This window comes from Mesorhizobium sp. M1004 (assembly GCF_040318795.1).
Classification (GTDB): domain Bacteria; phylum Pseudomonadota; class Alphaproteobacteria; order Rhizobiales; family Rhizobiaceae; genus Mesorhizobium.
Genome location: NZ_JAMYNB010000007.1, coordinates 161,932 through 182,885 on the forward strand (window position 1 = coordinate 161,932; position 20,954 = coordinate 182,885).

18 protein-coding genes are annotated in these 20,954 nt (G+C 63.2%); 14 read left to right on the forward strand and 4 right to left on the reverse strand.

The window, feature by feature from the left end:
- The first annotated feature begins 71 nt into the window (after positions 1-71).
- Together NKH54_RS16700 and NKH54_RS16705 are read left to right on the forward strand one after the other, a co-directional pair.
- Positions 72-1,784: an aldehyde dehydrogenase family protein gene (locus tag NKH54_RS16700; protein ID WP_353028582.1), complete on the forward strand. Its 1,713-nt coding sequence runs from the start codon at positions 72-74 to the stop codon at positions 1,782-1,784.
- 49 nt (positions 1,785-1,833) lie between these two features.
- Positions 1,834-3,486 carry an FAD-binding dehydrogenase gene (locus NKH54_RS16705; protein ID WP_023815859.1) on the forward strand — a complete coding sequence of 551 codons (1,653 nt, stop codon included), beginning with the start codon at positions 1,834-1,836 and terminating at the stop codon, positions 3,484-3,486.
- Between the two features lie 239 nt (positions 3,487-3,725).
- Here the strand turns inward: NKH54_RS16705 and dgoD are convergent, their stop codons facing one another.
- Both dgoD and NKH54_RS16715 read right to left on the reverse strand, forming a co-directional pair.
- Positions 3,726-4,874: a galactonate dehydratase gene (dgoD, locus tag NKH54_RS16710; RefSeq protein WP_023668116.1), complete on the reverse strand. Its 1,149-nt coding sequence runs from the start codon at positions 4,872-4,874 to the stop codon at positions 3,726-3,728.
- 7 nt (positions 4,875-4,881) lie between these two features.
- Positions 4,882-5,571 (reverse strand): FadR/GntR family transcriptional regulator, encoded by a 690-nt coding sequence (locus NKH54_RS16715; protein ID WP_245259915.1) that lies wholly within the window; start codon positions 5,569-5,571, stop codon positions 4,882-4,884.
- Between the two features lie 245 nt (positions 5,572-5,816).
- On the opposite strand from NKH54_RS16715, the gene NKH54_RS16720 reads away from it, so the two are divergent.
- The 4 genes from NKH54_RS16720 (at position 5,817) to NKH54_RS16735 (ending at position 10,155) form a co-directional block, all read left to right on the forward strand.
- The gene (locus NKH54_RS16720; protein WP_353028583.1) at positions 5,817-6,806 is read left to right on the forward strand and encodes an arabinose ABC transporter substrate-binding protein; all 990 of its coding nucleotides are present in this window, start codon (positions 5,817-5,819) and stop codon (positions 6,804-6,806) included.
- Positions 6,807-6,876: 70 nt separating this feature from the next.
- Positions 6,877-8,388, forward strand: coding sequence for an L-arabinose ABC transporter ATP-binding protein AraG (gene araG, locus NKH54_RS16725; RefSeq protein ID WP_023712137.1), 1,512 nt, complete (start codon positions 6,877-6,879; stop codon positions 8,386-8,388).
- Between the two features lie 11 nt (positions 8,389-8,399).
- Positions 8,400-9,350, forward strand: coding sequence for an L-arabinose ABC transporter permease AraH (gene araH / locus NKH54_RS16730; protein ID WP_023687901.1), 951 nt, complete (start codon positions 8,400-8,402; stop codon positions 9,348-9,350).
- A gap of 25 nt (positions 9,351-9,375) precedes the next feature.
- A complete protein-coding gene (locus NKH54_RS16735) occupies positions 9,376-10,155 on the forward strand; it encodes an SDR family oxidoreductase (protein WP_353028584.1) in 780 nt (259 codons plus the stop codon).
- A gap of 62 nt (positions 10,156-10,217) precedes the next feature.
- On the opposite strand, the gene NKH54_RS16740 is transcribed toward NKH54_RS16735, so the two are convergent.
- The gene (locus NKH54_RS16740) at positions 10,218-11,165 is read right to left on the reverse strand and encodes a GlxA family transcriptional regulator (RefSeq protein ID WP_027050697.1); all 948 of its coding nucleotides are present in this window, start codon (positions 11,163-11,165) and stop codon (positions 10,218-10,220) included.
- Between the two features lie 88 nt (positions 11,166-11,253).
- Between NKH54_RS16740 and NKH54_RS16745 the strand changes: the two genes are divergently transcribed.
- The 7 genes from NKH54_RS16745 (at position 11,254) to NKH54_RS16775 (ending at position 18,388) form a co-directional block, all read left to right on the forward strand.
- Positions 11,254-11,961 carry a DJ-1/PfpI family protein gene (locus NKH54_RS16745; protein ID WP_023668123.1) on the forward strand — a complete coding sequence of 236 codons (708 nt, stop codon included), beginning with the start codon at positions 11,254-11,256 and terminating at the stop codon, positions 11,959-11,961.
- 121 nt (positions 11,962-12,082) lie between these two features.
- On the forward strand, positions 12,083-12,817 hold the full coding sequence (locus NKH54_RS16750) for a FadR/GntR family transcriptional regulator (RefSeq protein ID WP_023668124.1): 735 nt from the start codon (positions 12,083-12,085) through the stop codon (positions 12,815-12,817).
- Entirely contained in the window at positions 12,814-14,010 is a 1,197-nt protein-coding gene (locus NKH54_RS16755) for a PLP-dependent transferase (RefSeq protein WP_353028585.1), read from the forward strand. Before NKH54_RS16750 ends, NKH54_RS16755 begins: the two co-directional genes overlap by 4 nt.
- Positions 14,011-14,036: 26 nt before the next feature.
- The gene (locus NKH54_RS16760) at positions 14,037-15,314 is read left to right on the forward strand and encodes an ABC transporter substrate-binding protein (protein ID WP_023685297.1); all 1,278 of its coding nucleotides are present in this window, start codon (positions 14,037-14,039) and stop codon (positions 15,312-15,314) included.
- Between the two features lie 231 nt (positions 15,315-15,545).
- Entirely contained in the window at positions 15,546-16,469 is a 924-nt protein-coding gene (locus NKH54_RS16765; protein WP_023821844.1) for a carbohydrate ABC transporter permease, read from the forward strand.
- Positions 16,469-17,317, forward strand: a complete 849-nt coding sequence (locus NKH54_RS16770; protein WP_023691354.1) for a carbohydrate ABC transporter permease — start codon at positions 16,469-16,471, stop codon at positions 17,315-17,317. The genes NKH54_RS16765 and NKH54_RS16770 overlap by 1 nt, the downstream gene beginning before the upstream one ends.
- 3 nt (positions 17,318-17,320) lie before the next feature.
- Positions 17,321-18,388, forward strand: coding sequence for an ABC transporter ATP-binding protein (locus NKH54_RS16775; protein ID WP_023691353.1), 1,068 nt, complete (start codon positions 17,321-17,323; stop codon positions 18,386-18,388).
- Positions 18,389-18,390: 2 nt separating this feature from the next.
- On the opposite strand, the gene NKH54_RS16780 is transcribed toward NKH54_RS16775, so the two are convergent.
- Complete coding sequence (locus NKH54_RS16780) at positions 18,391-19,233, reverse strand: AraC family ligand binding domain-containing protein (protein WP_081725414.1); 843 nt, start codon at positions 19,231-19,233, stop codon at positions 18,391-18,393.
- A gap of 247 nt (positions 19,234-19,480) precedes the next feature.
- Between NKH54_RS16780 and NKH54_RS16785 the strand changes: the two genes are divergently transcribed.
- Entirely contained in the window at positions 19,481-20,947 is a 1,467-nt protein-coding gene (locus NKH54_RS16785) for an alpha-glucosidase/alpha-galactosidase (RefSeq protein WP_023687911.1), read from the forward strand.
- Positions 20,948-20,954 lie beyond the last annotated feature (7 nt).

Below are 20,954 nucleotides of genomic sequence, written 5' to 3' on the forward strand. Positions count from 1 at the left end.
TCCAGGAAAAGTGTGAAGCGGTTCCGTCCGGAGTTGCGTCAAACAAAGAGACCGAAGTGGAGGAGGATAGGATGGTCGCCAAGGCAGTCAAAACTCAGCCCGTGCAGCCTGAATGGGCAGCCGAACTCGACCTCGCCCTCACCGATCTCGACGCCAGGAAGGACGACTGGGCGCAGACCTCGAATGGCGAGCGGATCGCCTTGCTGCGGCAGGTCAAGGATCACATCCGCGAGGTCGCCGAGGCGTGGGTCAAAACCGCGACGCGCAAGAAGGGCATCCCGACCGGCTCGCCGCTGGAAGGCGAAGAATGGCTGGCTGGCCCGGCGGCGCTGATGGATGGCTGCAACCAGTTCATCCACACGCTCAGCCTGATGGAGGGCAAGAAGTTTCTCGACAGACTGCCGGTCCGCACCTTGCCTAGCGGACAGGTGGCGGTAACGGTGGTTCCGAATTCGCTCTGGGACAAGGTGTTGTTCACCGGGCTGAAGGCCGAGATCTGGATGCAGCCCGGCGTGACCAAGGCGAACCTCGCCGCAAACACCGCATCGGCCTATGACGCGCCCCGCACCAGCCGCAAGGGCAAGATCGGCCTCGTGCTCGGCGCCGGCAATGTCGCCTCGATCGCGCCGCTCGACTGCCTGCACAAGCTTTTGGTCGAGCACCAGGTGGTTCTGCTCAAGATGAACCCGGTCAACGACTATCTGATCGATTTCCTGCGGCCGGCGCTGCGGCCGCTGATCGAATTCGGAGCACTGCGCATCGTGCGCGGTGGCGCCGATGTCGGCGCGTATCTGTGCAACCACGATCTCGTCGACGACATCCACATCACCGGTGCCGCCGCCTCGCATGACGCGATCGTCTGGGGGCCTGGCGAGGAGGGCCGCAAGAACAAGGCGGCGGGCAAGCCGCGCAACAGCCGGCGTATCACCTCGGAGCTTGGCGGCGTGGCACCCACCATCGTGGTGCCCGGCCCGTGGTCGGATGCCGATATCACCTACCACGCCGAACTGATCGCTACTCAAAAGCTCAACAATTCCGGTTTCAACTGCATCGCCTGCCAAATGCTCGTGTTGCCCGAAGGCTGGGGCAAATCCGATGCGCTTTTGGCAGCACTCGAAAAGGTGATGCAGAAAGCCCCGTCGCGCCCGGCCTATTATCCCGGCGCGACCGAGCGCCTCGCCGCCTTCGAGGCGCACGCCGACACGGCACAAAAATTCGAGCGGCCTGGCGGGCCCGCCTGCGTTGTGGTGCCGTTCCGGCCGGGCACGGACGCCTATCTCGAAAATGCCGAGGTGTTCGCGCCGGCGCTCAGCGTCATGCGGCTGCCGGCGGGCAATGCGGAATCCTATCTGCGCGCCGCTGTCGCCTACGCCAATGAAAAGCTGCACGGCACGCTTGCCGCCAACATCCTCATCCATCCCAGGACGATCGCCGAGATCGGCCGGCAGCGCTTCGAGGAAATCATTGCCGAACTGCGCTATGGCGGCATCGGCATCAATTCCTGGAGCGGCGTTCTGTTCGCGCTGCTGCGCCCGACCTGGGGTGCTTTCCCTGGCCACACGCTCGACGATGTGCAGAGCGGCATCGGCGTCGTCCACAACACCTATTTGTTCGACAGACCGGAGCGCAGCGTGCTCGAAGCGCCGTTCCGCATCATGCCGAAGCCGGCCTGGTTCCTGACCCACAAAAGGGCACACATGGTCGGCCGCCTGATCACCGAGTTCAACTACCAGCCGAGCCTCCTGAAGCTGCCGCGCATCATCTGGAACGCGCTGCGCGGCTAGCAACGAGCATCCGATCTCGAAAACAAAAGCCGGCACAGGAGCTACGACAATGGCTGACGCGGACGCAATCATCGTTGGCGGCGGGCTGGCCGGCCTGGCCGCAGCCGCGGAACTCGGCGATGCCGGCAAGCGCGTGATCATCGTCGAGCAAGAGGGTGGCGGTTTTCTCGGCGGCCAGGCATTCTGGTCGCTCGGCGGCCTGTTTTTGGTCAACACGCCCGAGCAGCGCCGCCTGCGCATCAAGGACAGCCGCGACCTCGCCTGGCAGGATTGGCTGGGTTCTGCCCAGTTCGACCGGCCCGAGGACCATTGGCCAAGGAAAGTGGCGGAAGCCTATGTCGATTTCGCCGCCGGCGAGATGCGGCCGTGGCTCTACGCCATGGGCATGCGCTGGTGGCCGGTGGTCGGCTGGGCCGAGCGCGGCGGCGCGCTGGCCAATGGCCACGGCAATTCAGTGCCGCGCTTCCACCTGACATGGGGCACTGGGCCGGGCGTGGTCGCGCCGTTCGAAAGGCGCGTGCGCGAGCACGTCGCCAAAGGGCTGATCACTTTGAAATTCCGTCATCAGGTCAGCCGGCTGATCAAGACCAACGGCGCGGTCACCGGCGTCGCGGGCGAAATCCTGGAGGCATCCGATGTCGAGCGCGGCAAGCAGTCGAGCCGCACGGCCGTCGGCGATTTCGACCTTTCGGCCGGTGTCGTGATCGTCACCTCCGGCGGCATCGGCGGCAATCATGAGTTGGTTCGCAAGGTCTGGCCGGTCGGGCGGCTGGGGCCAGCGCCGAAGCGTATGGTTGCCGGCGTGCCGCACCATGTGGACGGCCGCATGGTGGCGATCACCCAGGACGCCGGCGGGGGCGTCATCAACGCCGACCGCATGTGGCACTATGTCGAGGGGATCAAGAACTGGAATCCGATCTGGCCGAACCACGGCATCCGCATCCTGTCGGCGCCGTCGCCGCTATGGTTCGATGCTCTGGGACAACGCATGGAGGCGCCGTTCTTCCCGAGCTTCGATTCGCTCGGCACCTTGAAGCGTATCCTGTCGACGGGACACGATTATTCCTGGTTCGTGCTGAGCAAGACGATCGCTTCGAAGGAGTTCGTGCTGTCGGGTTCGGAGCAAAACCTAGACTTTACGGCCAAGGATTGGCGGGCCGTGCTGAAGAACCGGCGCGGCGGCAAGGCGCCACCATCGGTGGCAGCGTTCCTGGAAAAGGGCGAGGACTTCGTCGTCCGCGACAACCTGGCCGACTTGGTCGCCGGCATGAACGCGCTGTCAGGCGACAATCTGCTCGACTACGACCGGCTCAAGGCGCAGATCGTGGCGCGCGATCGCGAGGTCGACCATGCCTATACCAAGGATGCGCAGGTCACAGCCGTCCGCGGCGCCCGCAACTACATTGGCGACAAGATCTTCCGGGTGACCAAGCCGCACAAGATACTCGATCCCAGGCACGGGCCGCTGATCGCGGTGCGCCTCAACATCCTGACGCGCAAAACGCTTGGCGGCCTGCACACCAATCTCAATTCGCAGGTTCTCGACGGCAATGGCGAACCCATTGCCGGGCTCTATGCGGCAGGCGAGGTGGCCGGCGGCGGTGGCGGCGGCTATCACGGCTACAATGCGCTGGAAGGGACATTTCTCGGCAGCTGCATCTTCTCCGGCAGGAACGCAGGCCGGCACGCCGCGGGCAGGTGACGCGGCTGGCGGGCCAAGAAAAGGTCGATGAGAACAGGACATCCGCCATGTTCCATGGATAGCGACTGCTTTCGATCGCTTGCCGCAACCCAGGCGGTCAGCCGTTTGCGGCTTGCCGGCGCCGACGGTTCCCATGCGCTGGTGCTCGGCGCTGCGGCACATCAGAGGCCTGCGTTACGCTGGCGCCACCGCGAAATTGAGCTCGAGGTCCTGAAGGCCTGGCCGCAAGGTCGGCCGGGCTACCACTCGGCGAAGGAGCCGTCCTTGTGACGCCAGACCGGGTTGCGCCAGCGGTGGCCTTCCTTGGCCCTTTCCTTGACGTAGTCCTCGTCGATCTCGACGCCGAGGCCGGGACCATCGGGGATTGCGACATAGCCATCCTCGTAGCGAAAGACGTCCTTGTTGGCGGCATAATCGAGCAAATCGTTTGCGGCGTTGTAGTGGATGCCGAGGCTCTGTTCCTGGATGAAGCAGTTGTAGCTGACGGCATCGAGCTGCAGGCAGGCGGCAAGCGCGATCGGCCCGAGCGGGCAGTGTGGCGCCACCGCAATGTCATAGGCCTCGGCCATCGCCGCGATCTTGCGGCATTCGGTGATGCCGCCGGCATGCGACAGGTCCGGCTGGATGATATCGACGGCGCCTTGCTCGAACACCGACTTGAAATCCCAGCGGCTGTAAAGACGCTCGCCGAGCGCGATCGGCGTCGAGCCCAGCGCTGCGATCTCCTTCAGCGCCTCGCGGTTTTCGCTGAGCACCGGCTCCTCGATGAACATCAGCCGGTAGGGTTCCAACTCCTTGACCAGCATGCGCGCCATCGGCCGGTGGACGCGGCCGTGGAAATCGACGGCGATGCCAATGTTGGACCCAACGGCCTCGCGCACCATGGCGACTCGTTCGACAGCCGCATCTATTCTGTCATGGCTGTCGACGATCTGCAGTTCCTCGGTGCCATTCATCTTCAGCGCCTGGAAACCGCGCGAAACGACCTCCCTGGCGCCAGCAGCCACTTCCGCCGGCCGGTCGCCGCCGATCCAGGAATAGACCTTGATGCTGTCGCGCAACTTGCCGCCGAGCAGTTCATGCACAGGCACGCCGAGCGCCTTGCCCTTGATGTCCCACAGCGCCTGGTCGATTCCGGCAATGGCGCTCATCAGGATCGGCCCGCCGCGGTAGAAGCCGCCGCGATGCATCACCGTCCAATGGTCCTCGATCAGGCGCGGGTCCTTGCCGATCAGATAATCGCCAAGTTCCTTGACCGCTGCCTCGACTGTCAGCGCACGGCCTTCGACGACAGGCTCGCCCCAGCCGGTGACGCCGGCATCCGTCTCGATCTTCAGGAACAGCCAGCGCGGCGGGACGATGTAGGTGGTGAGCGAGATGATTTTCATGCTGGTCTCAGTTGTTCTTGAGTTTCTTGGCGCTGACCAGGTCGCGCGCCGCAAGGTCGAGGATCCGGCCTGCCGCCGCACGCGCCGCCGCGGCATCGCGCATGCGCAGCGCCTCCACCACCTCACGGTGCGCCGCCACCGCTTCCATGCGCCGGGCGAGCGAAATGGTCGCCGTTGCTTCGAGCGAGAATTTCAGCCCGGTGTCGATCAGATTGCCGATCTGGCGGAAGATCGGGTTGTGACTCGCAGCATAGACGATCTGGTGGAAGGTGATGTCGGAGCGCGAGAAGGCGGCGAGATCCTCGCCGGCATTGGCCATGCCGCGCCAGGCGGCTTCGAGATCGGCGATCTCCTGCAGCGTCGCACGAGTCGCCGCCAGTTCAGCTACCAGAGGTTCGATGGCGCGGCGCGTTTCGAGGATGGCGTCGAACAATTTGTCGTCCAGCGCATGCGGCGCGTGCCAGGCCAGCACCTGCGGGTCGATGATGTTCCAGTTGTCCTGTTCACATACAACCGTGCCGATGCGCGGCCGCGACAGCACCAGCCCCTTGGCGGCCAGCACCTTCAGCGCCTCGCGGATGACGGTGCGGCTGACGCCATATTCGACGCCGAGTTCGTTTTCGGTCGGCAGGGACGAGCCGGCGGGATAGCGTCCGGAAAAGATGTCTGAGGCAAGCGCCTTGGTCACATCGGGCATGACGCGCGGGCGGCGGGTGTCGCCTGATGCCTTCTTCGAAGTTTCGGTCACCTCAGCCCTCCTCCAAGGCGGCGAAACCACTGATCTCGCGTCTCCGGCCTTACCGGATGCGGAGGATTTACGCCAGCGATCCCTGGTCAGAGCATGTAGCTCAATTATCATACCAGATCAATTGACGAGTATGATAAAAAGAATTAGAGACTCTGCATCCGGGCTGAGCGCCCGGCCATCGCTGGGAGGTAATCATGCGACTTCTGAAGACCGCGCTCGTCGCGGGCGCGCTTGCCGTGCTGTCCGTCACGACCATCGCTGCATATGCTCAGGACACCAAGATAGGTTTTATCGTCAAACAGCCCGAGGAGCCGTGGTTCCAGGACGAATGGAAGTTCGCCGACCAGGCCGCCAAGGAGAAGGGTTTTACCCTGGTCAAGATCGGCGCCGAGGACGGTGAGAAGCTGATGTCGGCGATCGACAATCTCGGCGCGCAGGGCGCGCAAGGCTTCATCGTCTGCACGCCTGATGTTAAGCTCGGCCCCGGCATCGTCGCCAAGGCCGCCGCCAACAATCTCAAGCTGATGACGGTTGATGACCGTCTGGTCGGCGCAGACGGGAAGGCGCTGGAAGACGTGCCGCATATGGGCATTTCGGCGACCAAGATCGGCGAGGCCGTCGGCCAGGCGATCGTCGACGAAATGAAGGCGCGCGGCTGGAAGGCCGACGAGGTCGGCGCCATCTGCGTCTCCTATGATCAGTTGCCGACCGCCGTCGACCGGGTCGAAGGCGCCATTTCGGTGCTGAAGGCCAACGGCTTCAAGGCCGAAAACATCTTTGACGCGCCGCAGGCCAAGACCGATACCGAGGCTGCGCTCAATGCGGCGACGGTGGTACTCAACGCCCATGCCGACATCAAGAAGTGGGTCTCCTTCGGCCTCAACGACGAAGCCGTTCTCGGCGCCGTGCGCGCTTCCGAAAGCGTCGGCATCCCGGCCGAAAACGTGATCGGCGTCGGCATTGGCGGCGCGGATTCGGCGATCAACGAGTTCAAGAAGCCGACCGCCACCGGCTTCGTCGGCACGGTGATCATCTCGCCGAAGCGTCACGGCTACGAGACTGCGCTCAACATGTATGACTGGGTCGCCAACAACAAGGAACCCGAGAAGCTCATCCTGACCGCCGGTGCGCTGGCCAAGCGCGACGACTACCAGACGGTCCGCAAGGGTCTCGGCATCGAATAATCCTCCCTGTACAAACAGGCGGCGGCTCACAGTAGCCGCCTGTTTGGCATGGCAAAAGGATAGGCGCCCCATGTCCTTTCTCGACTTCTCGGAAATCACCAAGACCTATCCGGGCGTCAAGGCGCTGTCGGACGTCTCGTTCGGCGTCGACAAGGGCGCCGTGCACGGCCTGATGGGCGAGAACGGCGCCGGCAAATCCACGCTGATCAAGATCCTGTCCGGCGACCAGCATGCCGATGACGGCGAGATCCTCATCGACGGCAAGATGCAAGCCTATGCAACGACGCGAGATGCCTTCGACAATGGCGTCATCGTCATCCACCAGGAACTGCAGCTGGTTCCCGAGCTCACTGTTGCCGAAAACCTCAGCCTCGGCCGCTTCCCCGCCAACGCCGGCATCATCGCCCGTGCCAGGATGCTGGACGATGTTGGCGCCAAGCTGAAATCAGCCGGCATCGACATCGATATCAGCCGCAAGGTCAAGACGCTGTCGATCGGCGAGCGCCAGATGGTCGAGATCGCCAAGGCGATCATGCTCGACGCGCGCGTCATCGCTCTGGACGAGCCGACCTCGTCATTGTCGTCGCGCGAAAGCGAAATCCTGTTTGCCCTGATCGACCGCCTGCGCGGCGAGGGCAAGGTCATCATCTATGTCTCGCACCGGCTGGACGAAGTGTTCCGCCTCTGCGACAGCCTGACCGTGCTGCGCGACGGCAAGCTCGCGGCGCACCATGCGTCGCTGAAAAACGTCACACGCGACCAGGTCGTCGCCGAAATGGTCGGCCGCGAAATCTCCGATATCTGGGGGTTTCGCCCACGCCCGGCCGGCGATGTCCGGCTGAAGGTCGACGCTGTTTGCGGAGTAAAACTGACGACGCCCGCCAGCTTCGAGGCGAGGGCGGGCGAGATCGTCGGCTTCTTCGGCCTGATCGGCGCGGGGCGCTCGGAACTGATGCGGCTGGTGTTCGGCGCCGACCCGCGCTCAGGTGGCACCATTACCGTTGATGGCAAGGTCGTGCATGCCACCGATCCGCATGACGCGATCCGCGCCGGGATCGTTTTGTGCTCGGAAGACCGCAAGCATGACGGCATCATCCAGGGCCGCTCGATCGAGGAGAACATCAACATCTCGTCGCGGCGTCATCACACACGCTTCGGAATCCTGAACCGCGCTAGCGAGATCGCCACCGCCGAGACCTTCATTAAGAAGCTCAAGGTCCGCACGCCATCGCGCAAGCAGGACATCATCAACCTCTCCGGTGGCAACCAGCAGAAGGTCATTCTCGGCCGCTGGCTGTCGGAGCAGGGCGTGCGCGTGCTTATCGTCGACGAGCCGACACGCGGTATCGATGTCGGCGCCAAAGCGGAAATCTACGAACTGCTCTACCAGCTTGCCGAAGACGGCATGGCGATCGTCGTCGTCTCGTCCGAACTGCCGGAAGTGATGGGCATTTGCGACCGCATCCTGGTGATGTGCGGCGGGCGCATCAGCGCCGAACTCGCGCGCGACCAGTTCGCCGAAAAAGCGATCCTGGCCGCCGCTCTTCCCGATCAGAAAACCCCCGACGCGATCGCATCCTGAGGATCTTTGCCATGACCGATCAGTTGAAGAAGATCCTGCTCGGCGAACAGGGCCTCGTCGTCATCTTCATCGTCGCCTTCGTGCTGGTGTCGCTGCTGGTGCCGAACTTCCTCACCGACCGCAACATGCTCGGCCTGCTGCAGTCGGTGGTCACCGTCGGCATTGTCGCCTGCACGATGATGTTCTGCCTTGCCGCGCGTGACTTCGACCTCTCGGTCGGCTCCATCGTCGCCTTTGCTGGCATGGTCGCGGTAATGGCGTCGAACTATACCGGTTCGATCCTGCTCGGGCTTCTCGCGGCAATCGCCTGCGGCGCCTTCGTCGGCTTCATCAATGGCGTCGTCATCGCCAAATTCCGCATCAACGCGCTGATCACGACGCTTGCCACCATGCAGATCGTGCGCGGCCTTGCGCTGATCGCATCCGATGGCCGCGCCGTCGGCATCAACAGCCCGGATTTCTACCAACTGGCGCTATCCAAGCTGTTCGGCATTCCGACGCCGGTCTGGGTCCTGGCCGTGCTGTTCTGCATCTTCGGTTTTGTCCTCAATCGTACCGTCTTCGGCAAGAACACGCTGGCCATCGGCGGCAACCCGGAGGCCTCGCGCCTGGCGGGCGTCAATGTCGACTGGACGCGCATCTGGATCTTTGCTCTGCAAGGCGTGGTCTGTGGCATCGCCGGCATCCTTTTGGCCTCGCGCATCACGTCGGGCCAGCCCAATGCGGCGGTCGGGCTTGAACTCTCGGTCATCTCGGCCTGCGTGCTCGGCGGCGTCTCGCTTGCCGGCGGCCGCGCCACCATGTCGGGCGTCATCGTCGGCGTGCTGATCATGGGCATTGCCGAAAACGCCATGAACCTGCTCAACATCCCAGCCTTCTACCAGTACATTGTGCGCGGCGTGATCCTGCTGCTTGCCGTTTTGCTCGACAATCTGCGTTCGTCGGCACTGGGCCGGCGCTGATCCGTCTTCCAGTGGAGTGACAGCCATGGCTGAGCGCCTGTCCGGCAAACGCATCTTCCTCACCGGCGCCGCGCAAGGCATCGGGGTTGCCATCGCCGAGGCCTGCCTGGCCGAAGGGGCAAAGCTGTTCCTGGTCGATCGCGACGGCGCGCTGCTGGACAAAACGGTCGCCGGCCTTGCCGCACCGCAGGGCCATGTCGGACATACCGCAGCCGACATCAGCGACGGGGCCGCGATTGCCGCTGCCGTCAGCCGGGCGACCGACGCGATCGGGCCGATCAACGCGCTGATCAACAATGCGGGGATGAATGTGTTCTCGACGCCGCTCGAGGCGACCGAGGAGGAGTGGAATCGCAATTTCGACGTCAACGTCAAGGGCGCCTGGAATTGCAGCAAGGCGGTGCTGCCAGGAATGATCGCAAATGGCGGTGGCGCGATCCTCAACATCGCCTCGACGCACAGCTTCACCATCATCCCTCATACCTTCCCTTATCCCGTGGCCAAGCACGCGCTGCTTGGGCTGACCAAATCGCTGGCGCTGGAATATGCCGGGCAGGGCGTGCGCGTGAACGCGCTGGCGCCCGGTTATGTCGAGACGCAGAAGGCGACCGACTATTGGAACAGTTTTGCCGATTCGGTTGCGGCGCGCGCCAGGACGCTGGCGCTGCATCCCGGCGGCCGCATCGCCTCGGCGCGCGAGATCGCGCTGGCCGCTGTGTTCATGATTTCTGAGGAGTGCCCGTTCATGAACGCGGCGACCCTCGTCGTCGATGGCGGGCTCAGCCAGCTACAGCATCCCGCCTGAACGCTGGAGAGGCTCTATTTCTACGGCGTCGACCGCCGGCTTAATGGCGCAAGCCGTCGCGATCAGAAACGCTCGCGATAGGCGCGCGGATTGGTGCCCAGCACGCGCAAAAAACCGCGCCGCATGGTTTCTTCCGAGCCGAAACCGCAGCGGCGGGCCGTCTGGTTGACGGGCTGGCCCCGCTCCAGCATCCGTCGCGCCGCCTCGATCCGGATCTCCTCGATCGCGCGGGCGGGTGTCCGGCCCGTGGCCTCGCGATAGCGCCGCGAGAAGCTGCGCGGGCTCATATTGGCGTGGTCGGCCAACTGCGTGAGCGACAGGTCGCCGGCCAGATTTTCGAGGATCCAGCCATGCAGCCGGTCGAAGCGCCCGTCGCCTTGCTGCAGCTTGAGGGTTTGGCTGAACTGCGCCTGGCCACCGGGACGTTTCAGGAAGACCACCAATTCGCGCGCCACGGCAAGCGCCGTGTGCCGGCCAAGGTCGGCCTCGACAAGGGAGAGGGCGAGATCGATCCCCGCCGTTACGCCGGCGGATGTCCAGACATTGCCGTCGCGGATGAAGATCGGATCGGGTTCGAGGCGGACTGCGGGAAAGCGCCGGGCGAACTCCGCGCAGCGTCCCCAATGGGTCACCGCGCGGCGGCCGTCGAGCAGGCCAGCCGTCGCCAGCAGCATGGCGCCGCTGCAGACGGAAGCGGTTCGCGTGGCATCGCGCGAGCGGCTGGCAATCCATTCGACCAGCTGGGCATCGTCGCAGGCCGCGTTGACGCCCCATCCGCCGGGGACAAGCAGCGTGTCGATCTCACCTCCGTGGGTTGGCAGCGCCGTGGCCTCCAGCACCAGACCGGCCGAGGTCCTTATCCGGGGCGAGGCGGCGACGACCACGACCTCGTAGGGGGCCGGCTCGCCCGCCTGCCGCTTGAAGTCGTTGGCGCTGGCAAAGACCTGGAGCGGTCCGCTGACGTCGAGGAGCTGGATGTCGGGATAGGCAAGCACTTCGATACGGCGCATCGGGTTTTGGCCTGAAACGAGGGGTGAATGGCAATCGTGCCAAACCATGATGCCTTAGATTGCCCGAAGTCAACCCACGGAGATTTCCATGCCCCTTCGTTTCGGCATCCTCGTATTCCCCGACGTCCAACAACTCGACCTCACCGGCCCATACGAAGTCCTGGCATCGGCCAAGGATGCCGAGGTGGAACTGATCTGGAAGGATCGCAACCCGGTGATGTCGTCGACGCACCTCTCCCTCACCCCGACGGCGACCTTTGACGATTGCCGGCCCCTCGACGTGCTGTGCATTCCTGGCGGGGGCGGGGTCAACGCGCTGCTGGAGGACCAGACAGTCCTCGATTTCGTGTGGGAGCGCGCGGGGCAGGTGCGCTACATCACCTCCGTTTGCAGCGGTGCCCTGGTGCTTGGGGCGGCCGGACTGCTGAGGGGCAAGCGCGCGACCACGCACTGGTATGCGCATGATTTCCTTGAGGAGTTCGGAGCGATCCCGGTCGACGAGCGTATCGTCGAAGACGGCAAGCTCATCACCGCCGGCGGCGTCACTTCGGGGATCGACTTCGGCCTGGCGCTGGTTGCGAGGCTGCTTGGACAGGAGGAGGCCGAGATCGTGCAGCTCTCGCTCGAATACGCCCCGGCTCCTCCCTTTCGGTCCGGCACGCCCGCCGAGGCGTCGCCTGCGGTGCTGGCGCAGGCAAAAAAGCGCCTCTCTGGTTCGAGGCGGGTTCGCGAGGCAATCTTCGCTCGCTGGCGCGAGGCTCGCGCCGCCGCTGCGCCGGCGCGCATCCACGGCTGAAGCAGCAAGGCCGAAGGTGCATCCCCTGGCCCTTCGGCCTCGCTGCGTTTCCACTGTTGACAGGTCCCTTCGTCTGTGCAGAAATTGGTTGGACCATTGAACCACTTCGGTAATAGCCCCGGTGACCGAATTCAGCCTTCCGCCGATCCAGACGACGGCCCGCGACGACGCGGTGCTGAAGGCGTTGGCCGGCTTCGTCATGCGCGAGAAGCTGGAACCCGGTGAGAGGCTGCCGACCGAACGCATCCTCGCTGAGCGTCTGAAGGTCAGCCGCAACACGGTGCGCGAGGCGCTGACGCGCTGGGAAGGGCTTGGCCTGGTCGAGCGCCGGCAGGGCTCGGGCACCTATCTCAAGGCCGCCGTCTCGCTTGACATGCTGCACATGCCGCTGACGCTTGCCGGCGGCAATGATTTCACCGGCCTGATGCGCACGCTGGAAATCCGCCGCGCGCTGGAAGCGGAAGCCGCCGCCCTTTGCGCCATTCGTGCCGACAAGGACGACCTCGCCGAGATCGAGCGCAAGCTCGACATCATGGAGGAAGAGTTTCTCAGCCGCGCCGGCATGTCGTCGGAAGAGGACTGGGAATTCCATCAGGCGATCTACCGCGCCTGCGGCAATCCGCTGTTCGAGCAGATTATCGCCGCCATGCACGAACTGTTCCACCGCTTCTGGGAACATCCGCTCGGCGTGCGCGATTTCGGCCACGCAAGCTTTCCCTACCACCGCACCATGTTCGACTGCATCGCCGCGCACGATCCGGAAGGCGCCCGGGCCGAAGCGCTGAAGCTGATCGCCACGGTCGAGGACGATTTGAAGCGCGGCGCCGCCAACCTCAAACTTTCGGTCCGCACATGAACGAGCACAGCTTCGACCCAGGCATTTCCGGCAGCGACTATCTCGCCGAGGCGGCGACGCTTCTGGCGCATGACGACCCGTTCCCCGGCAATGCGGTGGTGCCGCCGATCTACCAGACCTCGCTGTTCACCTTCGCCAGCTATGCCGACATGGCCGACACCTTTGCCGGGCGCAGGAAACAGCCGATCTATTCGCGCGGCGACAATCCGACGGTGATGGAATTCGAGTCGCGCGTCGCAGCGCTTGAAGGTGCTGAAGCCGCACGTGGTTTTTCGAGCGGCATGGCTGCGATCAGCGCGACGTTGCTGGCTTTCGTCGGCGCAGGCGAACGCATCCTTGCGGTGCGCAATTGCTATGGCGACGCCTACCGACTGTTCGAGCGGCTGTTTCCGCGCCTGCATATCAAGGTCGACTATGTCGACGGCTCTGATCCGGATGCGGTGGCGGCGGCACTTCCCGGTGCGAAATTGCTCTATCTGGAAAGCCCGACCTCGATGATGTTCGAGCTGCAGGATCTCGAGCATCTGACGCGGCTGGCGAAAGAGCAGGGCGTCGTCACCACCATCGACAATTCCTGGGCGACGCCGGTGTTCCAGAAGCCAATCCTGCACGGCGTCGATCTGGTGCTGCATTCCGCCTCGAAATATCTCGGCGGTCACAGCGACACCGTCGCCGGCGTGGTGGCCGGCTCGGCCGCTCACATCAAGCATATTAACGACCAGACCTACTCGCAGCTTGGCGCAAAGCTGTCGCCCTTCGAGGGCTGGCTGCTGTTGCGCGGCCTGCGCACGCTGCCGCTGAGACTGCCGCATCACATGAAGAGCGGGCTCACCATCACCGAGCGCTTGAAGGCGCATGACAAGGTCGAGCGGGTCAATCATCCTGCCTATTCCAATCATCCCGGCAAGAAGACGCTTGCCGGCTATGCCGGGCTGTTCTCCTTCGAGGTGACGGAGGATGTCGACATTCCCGCTTTCGTCAATGCGCTGAAATTTTTCCGCATTGGCGTCAGCTGGGGTGGTCATGAAAGCCTGGTCGTGCCGGCAAAGGCGTCGCTCGAGCAGACGCCGGGTCTCAATTCGATGGCGCGCTTCGGCGTCAGCCCCCGAACCATCCGCTTCAATGTCGGATTGGAAAGCGTCGAGGACCTCTGGGCCGACATCGGCCAGGCCTTCGACAAAGCAAAAAAATGACTGGGTTCAAAATGGGAGTTCTGAACATGAAAAGACTGAGCATCATGCTTGCCACCGCTGCCGGCCTGGCGATGTCCGCCAGTGGCGCATTGGCCGACACCACCCTCAAGCTGGTCGAGGTCATCACCAGCCCGCAGCGCACCGAATTCCTGAAGAAGCAGATCGCCGAGTTCGAGGCCGCCAATGCCGGCGTCAAGGTCGAGGTGGTCTCGCTGCCTTGGGGTCAGGCCTTCGAGAAATTCCTGACCATGGTGCAGGCCGGCGATACGCCCGACATCGTCGAGATGCCGGAGCGCTGGATGGGCCTCTACGCCACCAACGGCCAGCTCGAGGATCTCGGTCCCTACATGGCCAAATGGGATGATGCCAAAACGCTCGGCGACCGCGCCAAGCAGTTCGGCTCGACCGTCAACAACACCCAGTTCATGATCCCGTACGGCTACTATGTGAATGCGCTGTTCTGGAACAAGAAGCTGTTCAAGGAAGCCGGTCTCGACGGTCCGCCGGCGACGCTCGACGACTTCATCGCCGACTCCAAGAAGATCTCGGCCATTCCAGGCAAGTACGGCTATTGCTTGCGCGGTGGGCCGGGCGCCTTCAACGGCATGCACATGTTCATGAACATCGCCGCCGGCAAGGGCGGCTACTTCAACGAGGACGGCACCTCGACAATCAACGAGGAGGGCTCGGTCAAGGGCCTGCAGATGCTGGCCGACATGTACAAGGACGGGCTGGCGCCCAAGGATGCGGTGAGCTGGGGCTTTAACGAGACCGTCACCGGCTTCTATTCCGGCACCTGCGCCATGCTCAACCAGGATCCGGATGCGCTGATCGGCATTGCCGACAAGATGAGTGCCGACGATTTTGCCGTGGCGCCGCTGCCTGTGGGGCCAAGCGGCAAATCCTATCCGACGCTGGGCTATGCCGGCTGGGCGATGTTCGCCAATTCGCAGCACAAGGACGATGCCTGGAAGCTGATGGCGACGCTGTTGTCGCCCAAGGACAATCTCGAATGGGCCAAGGAAGTCGGCGTCGTGCCGATCCACAATGGCGCCGACCAGGATGCCCACTTCAAGACCGAGCAGTTCAAAGGCTGGTTCACCGAACTCAGCGACACTTCCAAATATGAAATGGTGACGCCGCCGACACATCTGGAGAACCTCGGCAATTTCGTCGACCAGGTGGCGATCAAGAATTTCCAGGAAGTGCTGCTCGGCCAGAAGTCGGCCAAGGACGTTGCCGATCAATGGGCCGCGTTCCTGACCAAGGAACAGCAGGACTGGCTGGCCAAGAACAAGAAGTAGTTCTTCCACCTTCTCCCCGTTTACGGGGAGAAGGTGGCCCGAATGCATGTCGCCCAAAAGTGCGTAGCGGTTTTGGGACAACGACATGCATAGACAGGCCCGGATGAGGGGCAGCGCGAGCACCCCAAGGCTGGCGCCGCCCCTCATCTGCCTGCCGGCATCTTCTCCCCGTGAACGGGGAGAAGGGTGCTGTTGCCGCTGTCGGCACCCACCCATGATTGTTGAGCGCTAATGACTTATGCCGTGTCCGAAATACGATCCGCCGGCCGGCCGCGAAAGAAGCGGCTGACGCATGCGGCCATCGAGCCGTGGCTTTATCTTTCGCCGGCGATCGTTCTGCTGGTCGTGGTGCTGTTGGTGCCGTTGATCATCGGCATCAGCTATTCCTTCCGCAAATTCTCCGCCTTCAAATCCGAATATGTCGGCCTTGGCCAATATCAGGCGATGCTGACCGACCAGGTGCTCGGGCAGGCGCTGGTCAACACGATGTGGTGGACCGTCGCCAGCCTGTTCTTCCAGTTCTTCCTCGGCCTGGGCCTGGCGCTGCTGCTCGACAAACCGTTTGTCGGGCGCAAGTTCGTGCAGGCGGTGGTGTTCCTGCCCTGGGCGGTGCCATCTTTCCTGTCGGGCCTGACCTGGGCGTGGCTGTTCAATCCGATCATCGGACCACTGCCGCATTGGCTCTTCACGCTCGGGCTGAAGGCCGAGCCGACCAATGTGCTGTCCGATCCGGCGACCGCCATGTGGGGGCCGATCATCGCCAACATCTGGTTCGGCATTCCGTTCTTCGCCATCACGCTGCTGGCGGCGCTGAAGTCGATCCCGTCGGAACTGCATGAGGCGGCCGCAATCGACGGCGCTTCGCCTTGGCAGCGCTTCACCAAGGTGACGCTGCCGTTCCTGGCGCCGACCATCGTCATCACCGTCATGCTGCGTACGATCTGGATCGCGACCTTCGCCGATCTGATCTTCGTCATGACCGAGGGCGGGCCGGCCGGCTCGACCAGCACGGTGCCGGTCTACATCTATGTCAGCGCCTTCAAGTCGCTGGACAAGGGCTATGCCTCCGCGGTGGCGGTGCTGCTACTGGTACTGCTCATCGCCTATGCGATCGCGCTGATCGCCATCCGCCGGTTGCTGGTGAGGCACGTCTGATGATTGCCGGACGCTCTACCTCCTCGCGCATCTTCAGCGGCGTCGGCCTCTACGCGGCGATTGCCGCCTATATGATCTTCGCCCTGTTCCCGATCTTCTGGACGCTGAAGATTTCGGTGACGCCGGAGCGGCTGCTCTATTCCGAGGGCATCACGCTGTGGCCGTCGCAGACGACCTTCCGCAACTTCATCACTGTCCTGGAAGCCTCTGACTTCCCTCGCTATTTCCTCAACAGCGTTATCGTCTCGGTGTCGACGGCGGCCCTGGTGACAGTCATCGCCACGCTCGCCGGCTACGCCATGTCGCGCTTCACCTTTCGCGGCAAGGCGACACTGGCGATCATGCTTTTGCTCACGCAAACCTTTCCGCTGGTGATGGTCATTCCGCCGATCTACCGCGTCATGGGCGAGCTTGGCCTGACCAACAGCCTGGTCGGTCTGATCATCATCTACACGGCCTTCAACACCGCCTTCGCCACCTTCCTGATGCAGTCCTTCTTCGACGGCATTCCGAAGGATCTGGAGGAAGCGGCGATGATCGACGGCTGCACGCGGGCGCAGGCGATGCGCAAGGTGATCGTGCCGCTGACCTTGCCCGGCATGGGCGCCACGCTTGGCTTCGTCTTCACCGCCGCCTGGAGCGAATTGCTGTTCGCGCTGATGCTCATTTCCAGCGACGACCAGAAGACGTTTGCCGTCGGCCTGCTCACCTATATCGGCAAGTTCGCCGTCGACTGGGGGCAGATGATGGCGGCGTCGATCCTGGCGCTGATCCCGGTCTGCATCTTCTTCGCCTTCCTGCAACGCTATCTCGTCACCGGCCTCACCGCCGGCGCGGTCAAAGGATAATCGATGGCTTCCGTCACGCTGCAAAACGTCGAGAAGGACTACGGTTCGCTGCGCATCCTGCACGGCGTCGACCTCGAGATCGCCGATGGCGAGTTCGTCGTGCTGGTCGGCCCGTCCGGCTGTGGCAAGTCGACCCTTTTGCGCATGATTGCCGGGCTGGAGGAGGTGTCGGGCGGCGAGATCCACATCGGCGATCGGCTGGTCAACGATGTCGCGCCGAAGGACCGCGATATTGCCATGGTGTTCCAGTCCTACGCGCTCTATCCGCACATGGATGTGTCGTCGAATATGGGCTTCAGCCTGCTGTTGAAGAAGGCGGAGAAGACGAGGATCGACGGCAGGGTAGGGGCGGCGGCAAAGCGGCTCGGCCTCGACAGTTTCCTCGGACGTCTGCCCAGGCAACTGTCCGGCGGCCAACGCCAGCGCGTCGCCATGGGCCGGGCCATCGTGCGTGATCCCAAAGTGTTCCTGTTCGACGAACCGCTCAGCAATCTCGACGCCAAATTGCGCGTGCATATGCGCGCCGAGATCAAGGCGCTGCACCAGCAGCTCAAGACCACATCAGTCTATGTCACCCACGACCAGATCGAAGCCATGACTATGGCCGACCGCATCGTCGTCATGCATGACGGTTACGTCCAGCAGGTCGGCCATCCGCTCGAACTCTACGATCGGCCGATCAACACCTTCGTCGCCGGCTTCATCGGCTCGCCCGGCATGAACTTTTTTCCGGCGACAGTGGCCAAGGGCGGCAAGGTGGACGCGGTGCTGGCCGACGGCCAGAAGCTGAGATTGCCTGATGGCTTGCCATTGAAGGATGGCGATGTGCTCACCGTCGGGCTACGGCCGGAGCACATCCAGCTTGCCGACGATGGTCCGCTCAGGGCAGAGGTCGAGGTGGTCGAGCCGCTCGGCCTGTCGACGCAGTTCTATGTCCGGCTCGCCAACCAGCTGGTTTGTGTCTTCGTCATGGGACGCAGCACTATCCGGCCTGGCGATAAGGTGCGGCTGTCTGCCGATCCGGCGGCGCTGCATCTGTTCGATCCCGCAAGCGGCAACCGCATCGGGTAATCCTATCGAAGGCTGCCCAGGCTGGCATACATGCCGGTGGTGCGGAACTGCGTCGGGTTGATGCCGTAGAGCCGGCGGAAGACTTTCGAGAAATAGTTGGCGTCCTCGAAGCCGCACAGGATGGCGACCTCCTTGACCGGCAGGAAATCGGCTTTGGTTAGCAGCTTCGCCGCCCGCTGCAGCCGCTGCTGCAGCACGAACTCGGCCGGCGGAACGCCTTCGCTCTCGGCGAAGCAGCGCGAGAAATGGGCGCGGCTGAGGCCGCTGATCTGGACGAGCTCGGCCACGGGCAAGGGCTTGTCGAGATTGGCGTTGATATGATCGATGACCGGCTGCATGACGCTCTGTTTCTCAGTGAAGGCGTGCGAGCCGAAGACATCGTCGTAAAGCGCCATCGCCGCCTCATAGGCGATTGCCGAAGCAGCGCCAGGCGAAGCGCCGCCCTTGATCAGGCGCAGGCTGCAATCGGCGAGATGATCGATCGTCTCCGGCTGCAGCCGAAACACCGGGCCGGAGACGCTGAGTATGGATTTGTGGACGCGCAGCGCCTCCTCGCCATTCATCGAGATCCAGAAATATTCCCAGCGGTCGCCCTTCTCCAGCCAGTAGCGATGGTTGTGTGGCACCAGCACCAGCAGCGTGTCGTTGGCCTGCAGGCGGTAGTTGCGGTTCTCGTAGCGCAGCTGGCCGGTGCCGCTGATCGTGTGCTGCAGCACGGTGAACGGCGTCTGGCCGCGCTTGCGCCCATCCCAGTCGTAAGTCACGCCCTCGCGTACTTCATAGCCGGTGCTGGTCGGCATGGCATGCAGGCGCTGGCGGCCGCGCGGCAGCGAAATGGTGCGCATCAACTGTCCGTTGGCGATCAGATCATGCAGCACAAAATTACCCTCGAAAGCATAATCGTTCTCTGGCCGCGCCCTGGAATAACGGCATAATCCAAATCCTGAGAACGCGAAAGACCCGCGGTCGAGGAGCGGGCGGGGAGGAGAACGAGCCGGAATTCCGGCTCGAATGGCATGCGCGCCAAGGCGGGCCGCCATTCCCTTTCCTGTTGCTCCTTACCCGGCATTCGAATGGATCGAGGTGAAGGTGATGAGTTTCAAAATCGCTATTATCGGCGCGGGCAGCGTCGGCTTCACCAAGAAGCTGTTCACCGACATTTTGTGCGTCCCGGAATTCAGCGACATCGAATTCGCGCTGACCGATCTCAGCGAACACAATCTGCAAATGATCAAGGCGATCCTCGACCGCATCGTCGAGGCCAACAAGCTGCCGACCAGGGTGACGGCGACGACCGACCGCCGCAAGGCGCTCGAAGGCGCGCGCTACGTCATCAGCTGCGTGCGGGTGGGCGGGCTCGAAGCCTATGCCGACGATATCCGCATTCCCTTGAAATACGGCATCGACCAGTGCGTCGGTGACACGATTTGCGCCGGGGGCATCCTCTACGGCCAGCGCAACATCCCGGTCATCCTCGACTTCTGCAAGGACATATTGGAGGTCGCCGAGCCAGGCGCCAAATTCCTCAACTATGCCAACCCGATGGCGATGAACACCTGGGCGGCGATCGAATATGGCAAGGTCGATACGGTCGGCCTCTGCCACGGTGTCCAGCACGGCGCCGAACAGATCGCCGAAGTGCTCGGCGCCAAGTCGCACAGCGAACTCGATTATGTCTGCTCCGGTATCAACCACCAGACCTGGTTCATCGATTTGCGGCTCAACGGCCGCAAGATCGGCAAGGACGAACTGGTGGCTGCCTTCGAGGCGCATCCGGTCTATTCGCAGCAGGAAAAGCTGCGCATCGACGTGCTGAAGCGCTTCGGCGTCTACTCCACCGAAAGCAACGGTCATCTCTCCGAATATCTGCCCTGGTATCGCAAGCGGCCGGACGAAATCACCCGCTGGATCGACATGTCCGACTGGATCCATGGCGAGACCGGCGGCTATCTTCGCTACTCCACGGAAACCCGCAACTGGTTCGAGACGGAATATCCGCAATTCCTCGAAGCGGCGTCGAAGCCGCTCGACGTATCGAAGCGCTCGAACGAGCATGCCAGCCATATTCTCGAAGCGCTGGAGACGAACCGCGTCTATCGCGGCCACTTCAACGTCAAGAACACCGGCATCATCACCAATCTGCCGCAGGACGCGATCATCGAATCACCCGGTTTCGTCGATCGCTTCGGCATCAACATGGCGTCAGGCATCACGCTGCCGGAAGCCTGCGCGGCCACCTGCATGGCTTCGATCAACGTTCAGCGCATGTCGGTGCATGCGGCTGTTACGGGCGACATTGACCTGCTCAAGCTCGCGGTGCTGCACGATCCGCTGGTGGGTGCGGTGTCGACGCCGGAAGAGGTCTGGCAGATGGTCGACGAGATGGTCGTCGCCCAGGCGCGTTGGCTGCCGCAATACGCCGATGCCGTGCCGGCCGCCAAGGAGCGGCTTTCGAAATCGATGGTGAAAACCCGCGACTGGGCGGGTGCGGCGCGGCGCAAAGTGCGCTCGATCGAGGAACTGCGCGCCGAAAAAACGGCTCTGAAACAGGCCGGCTGAGAATGCT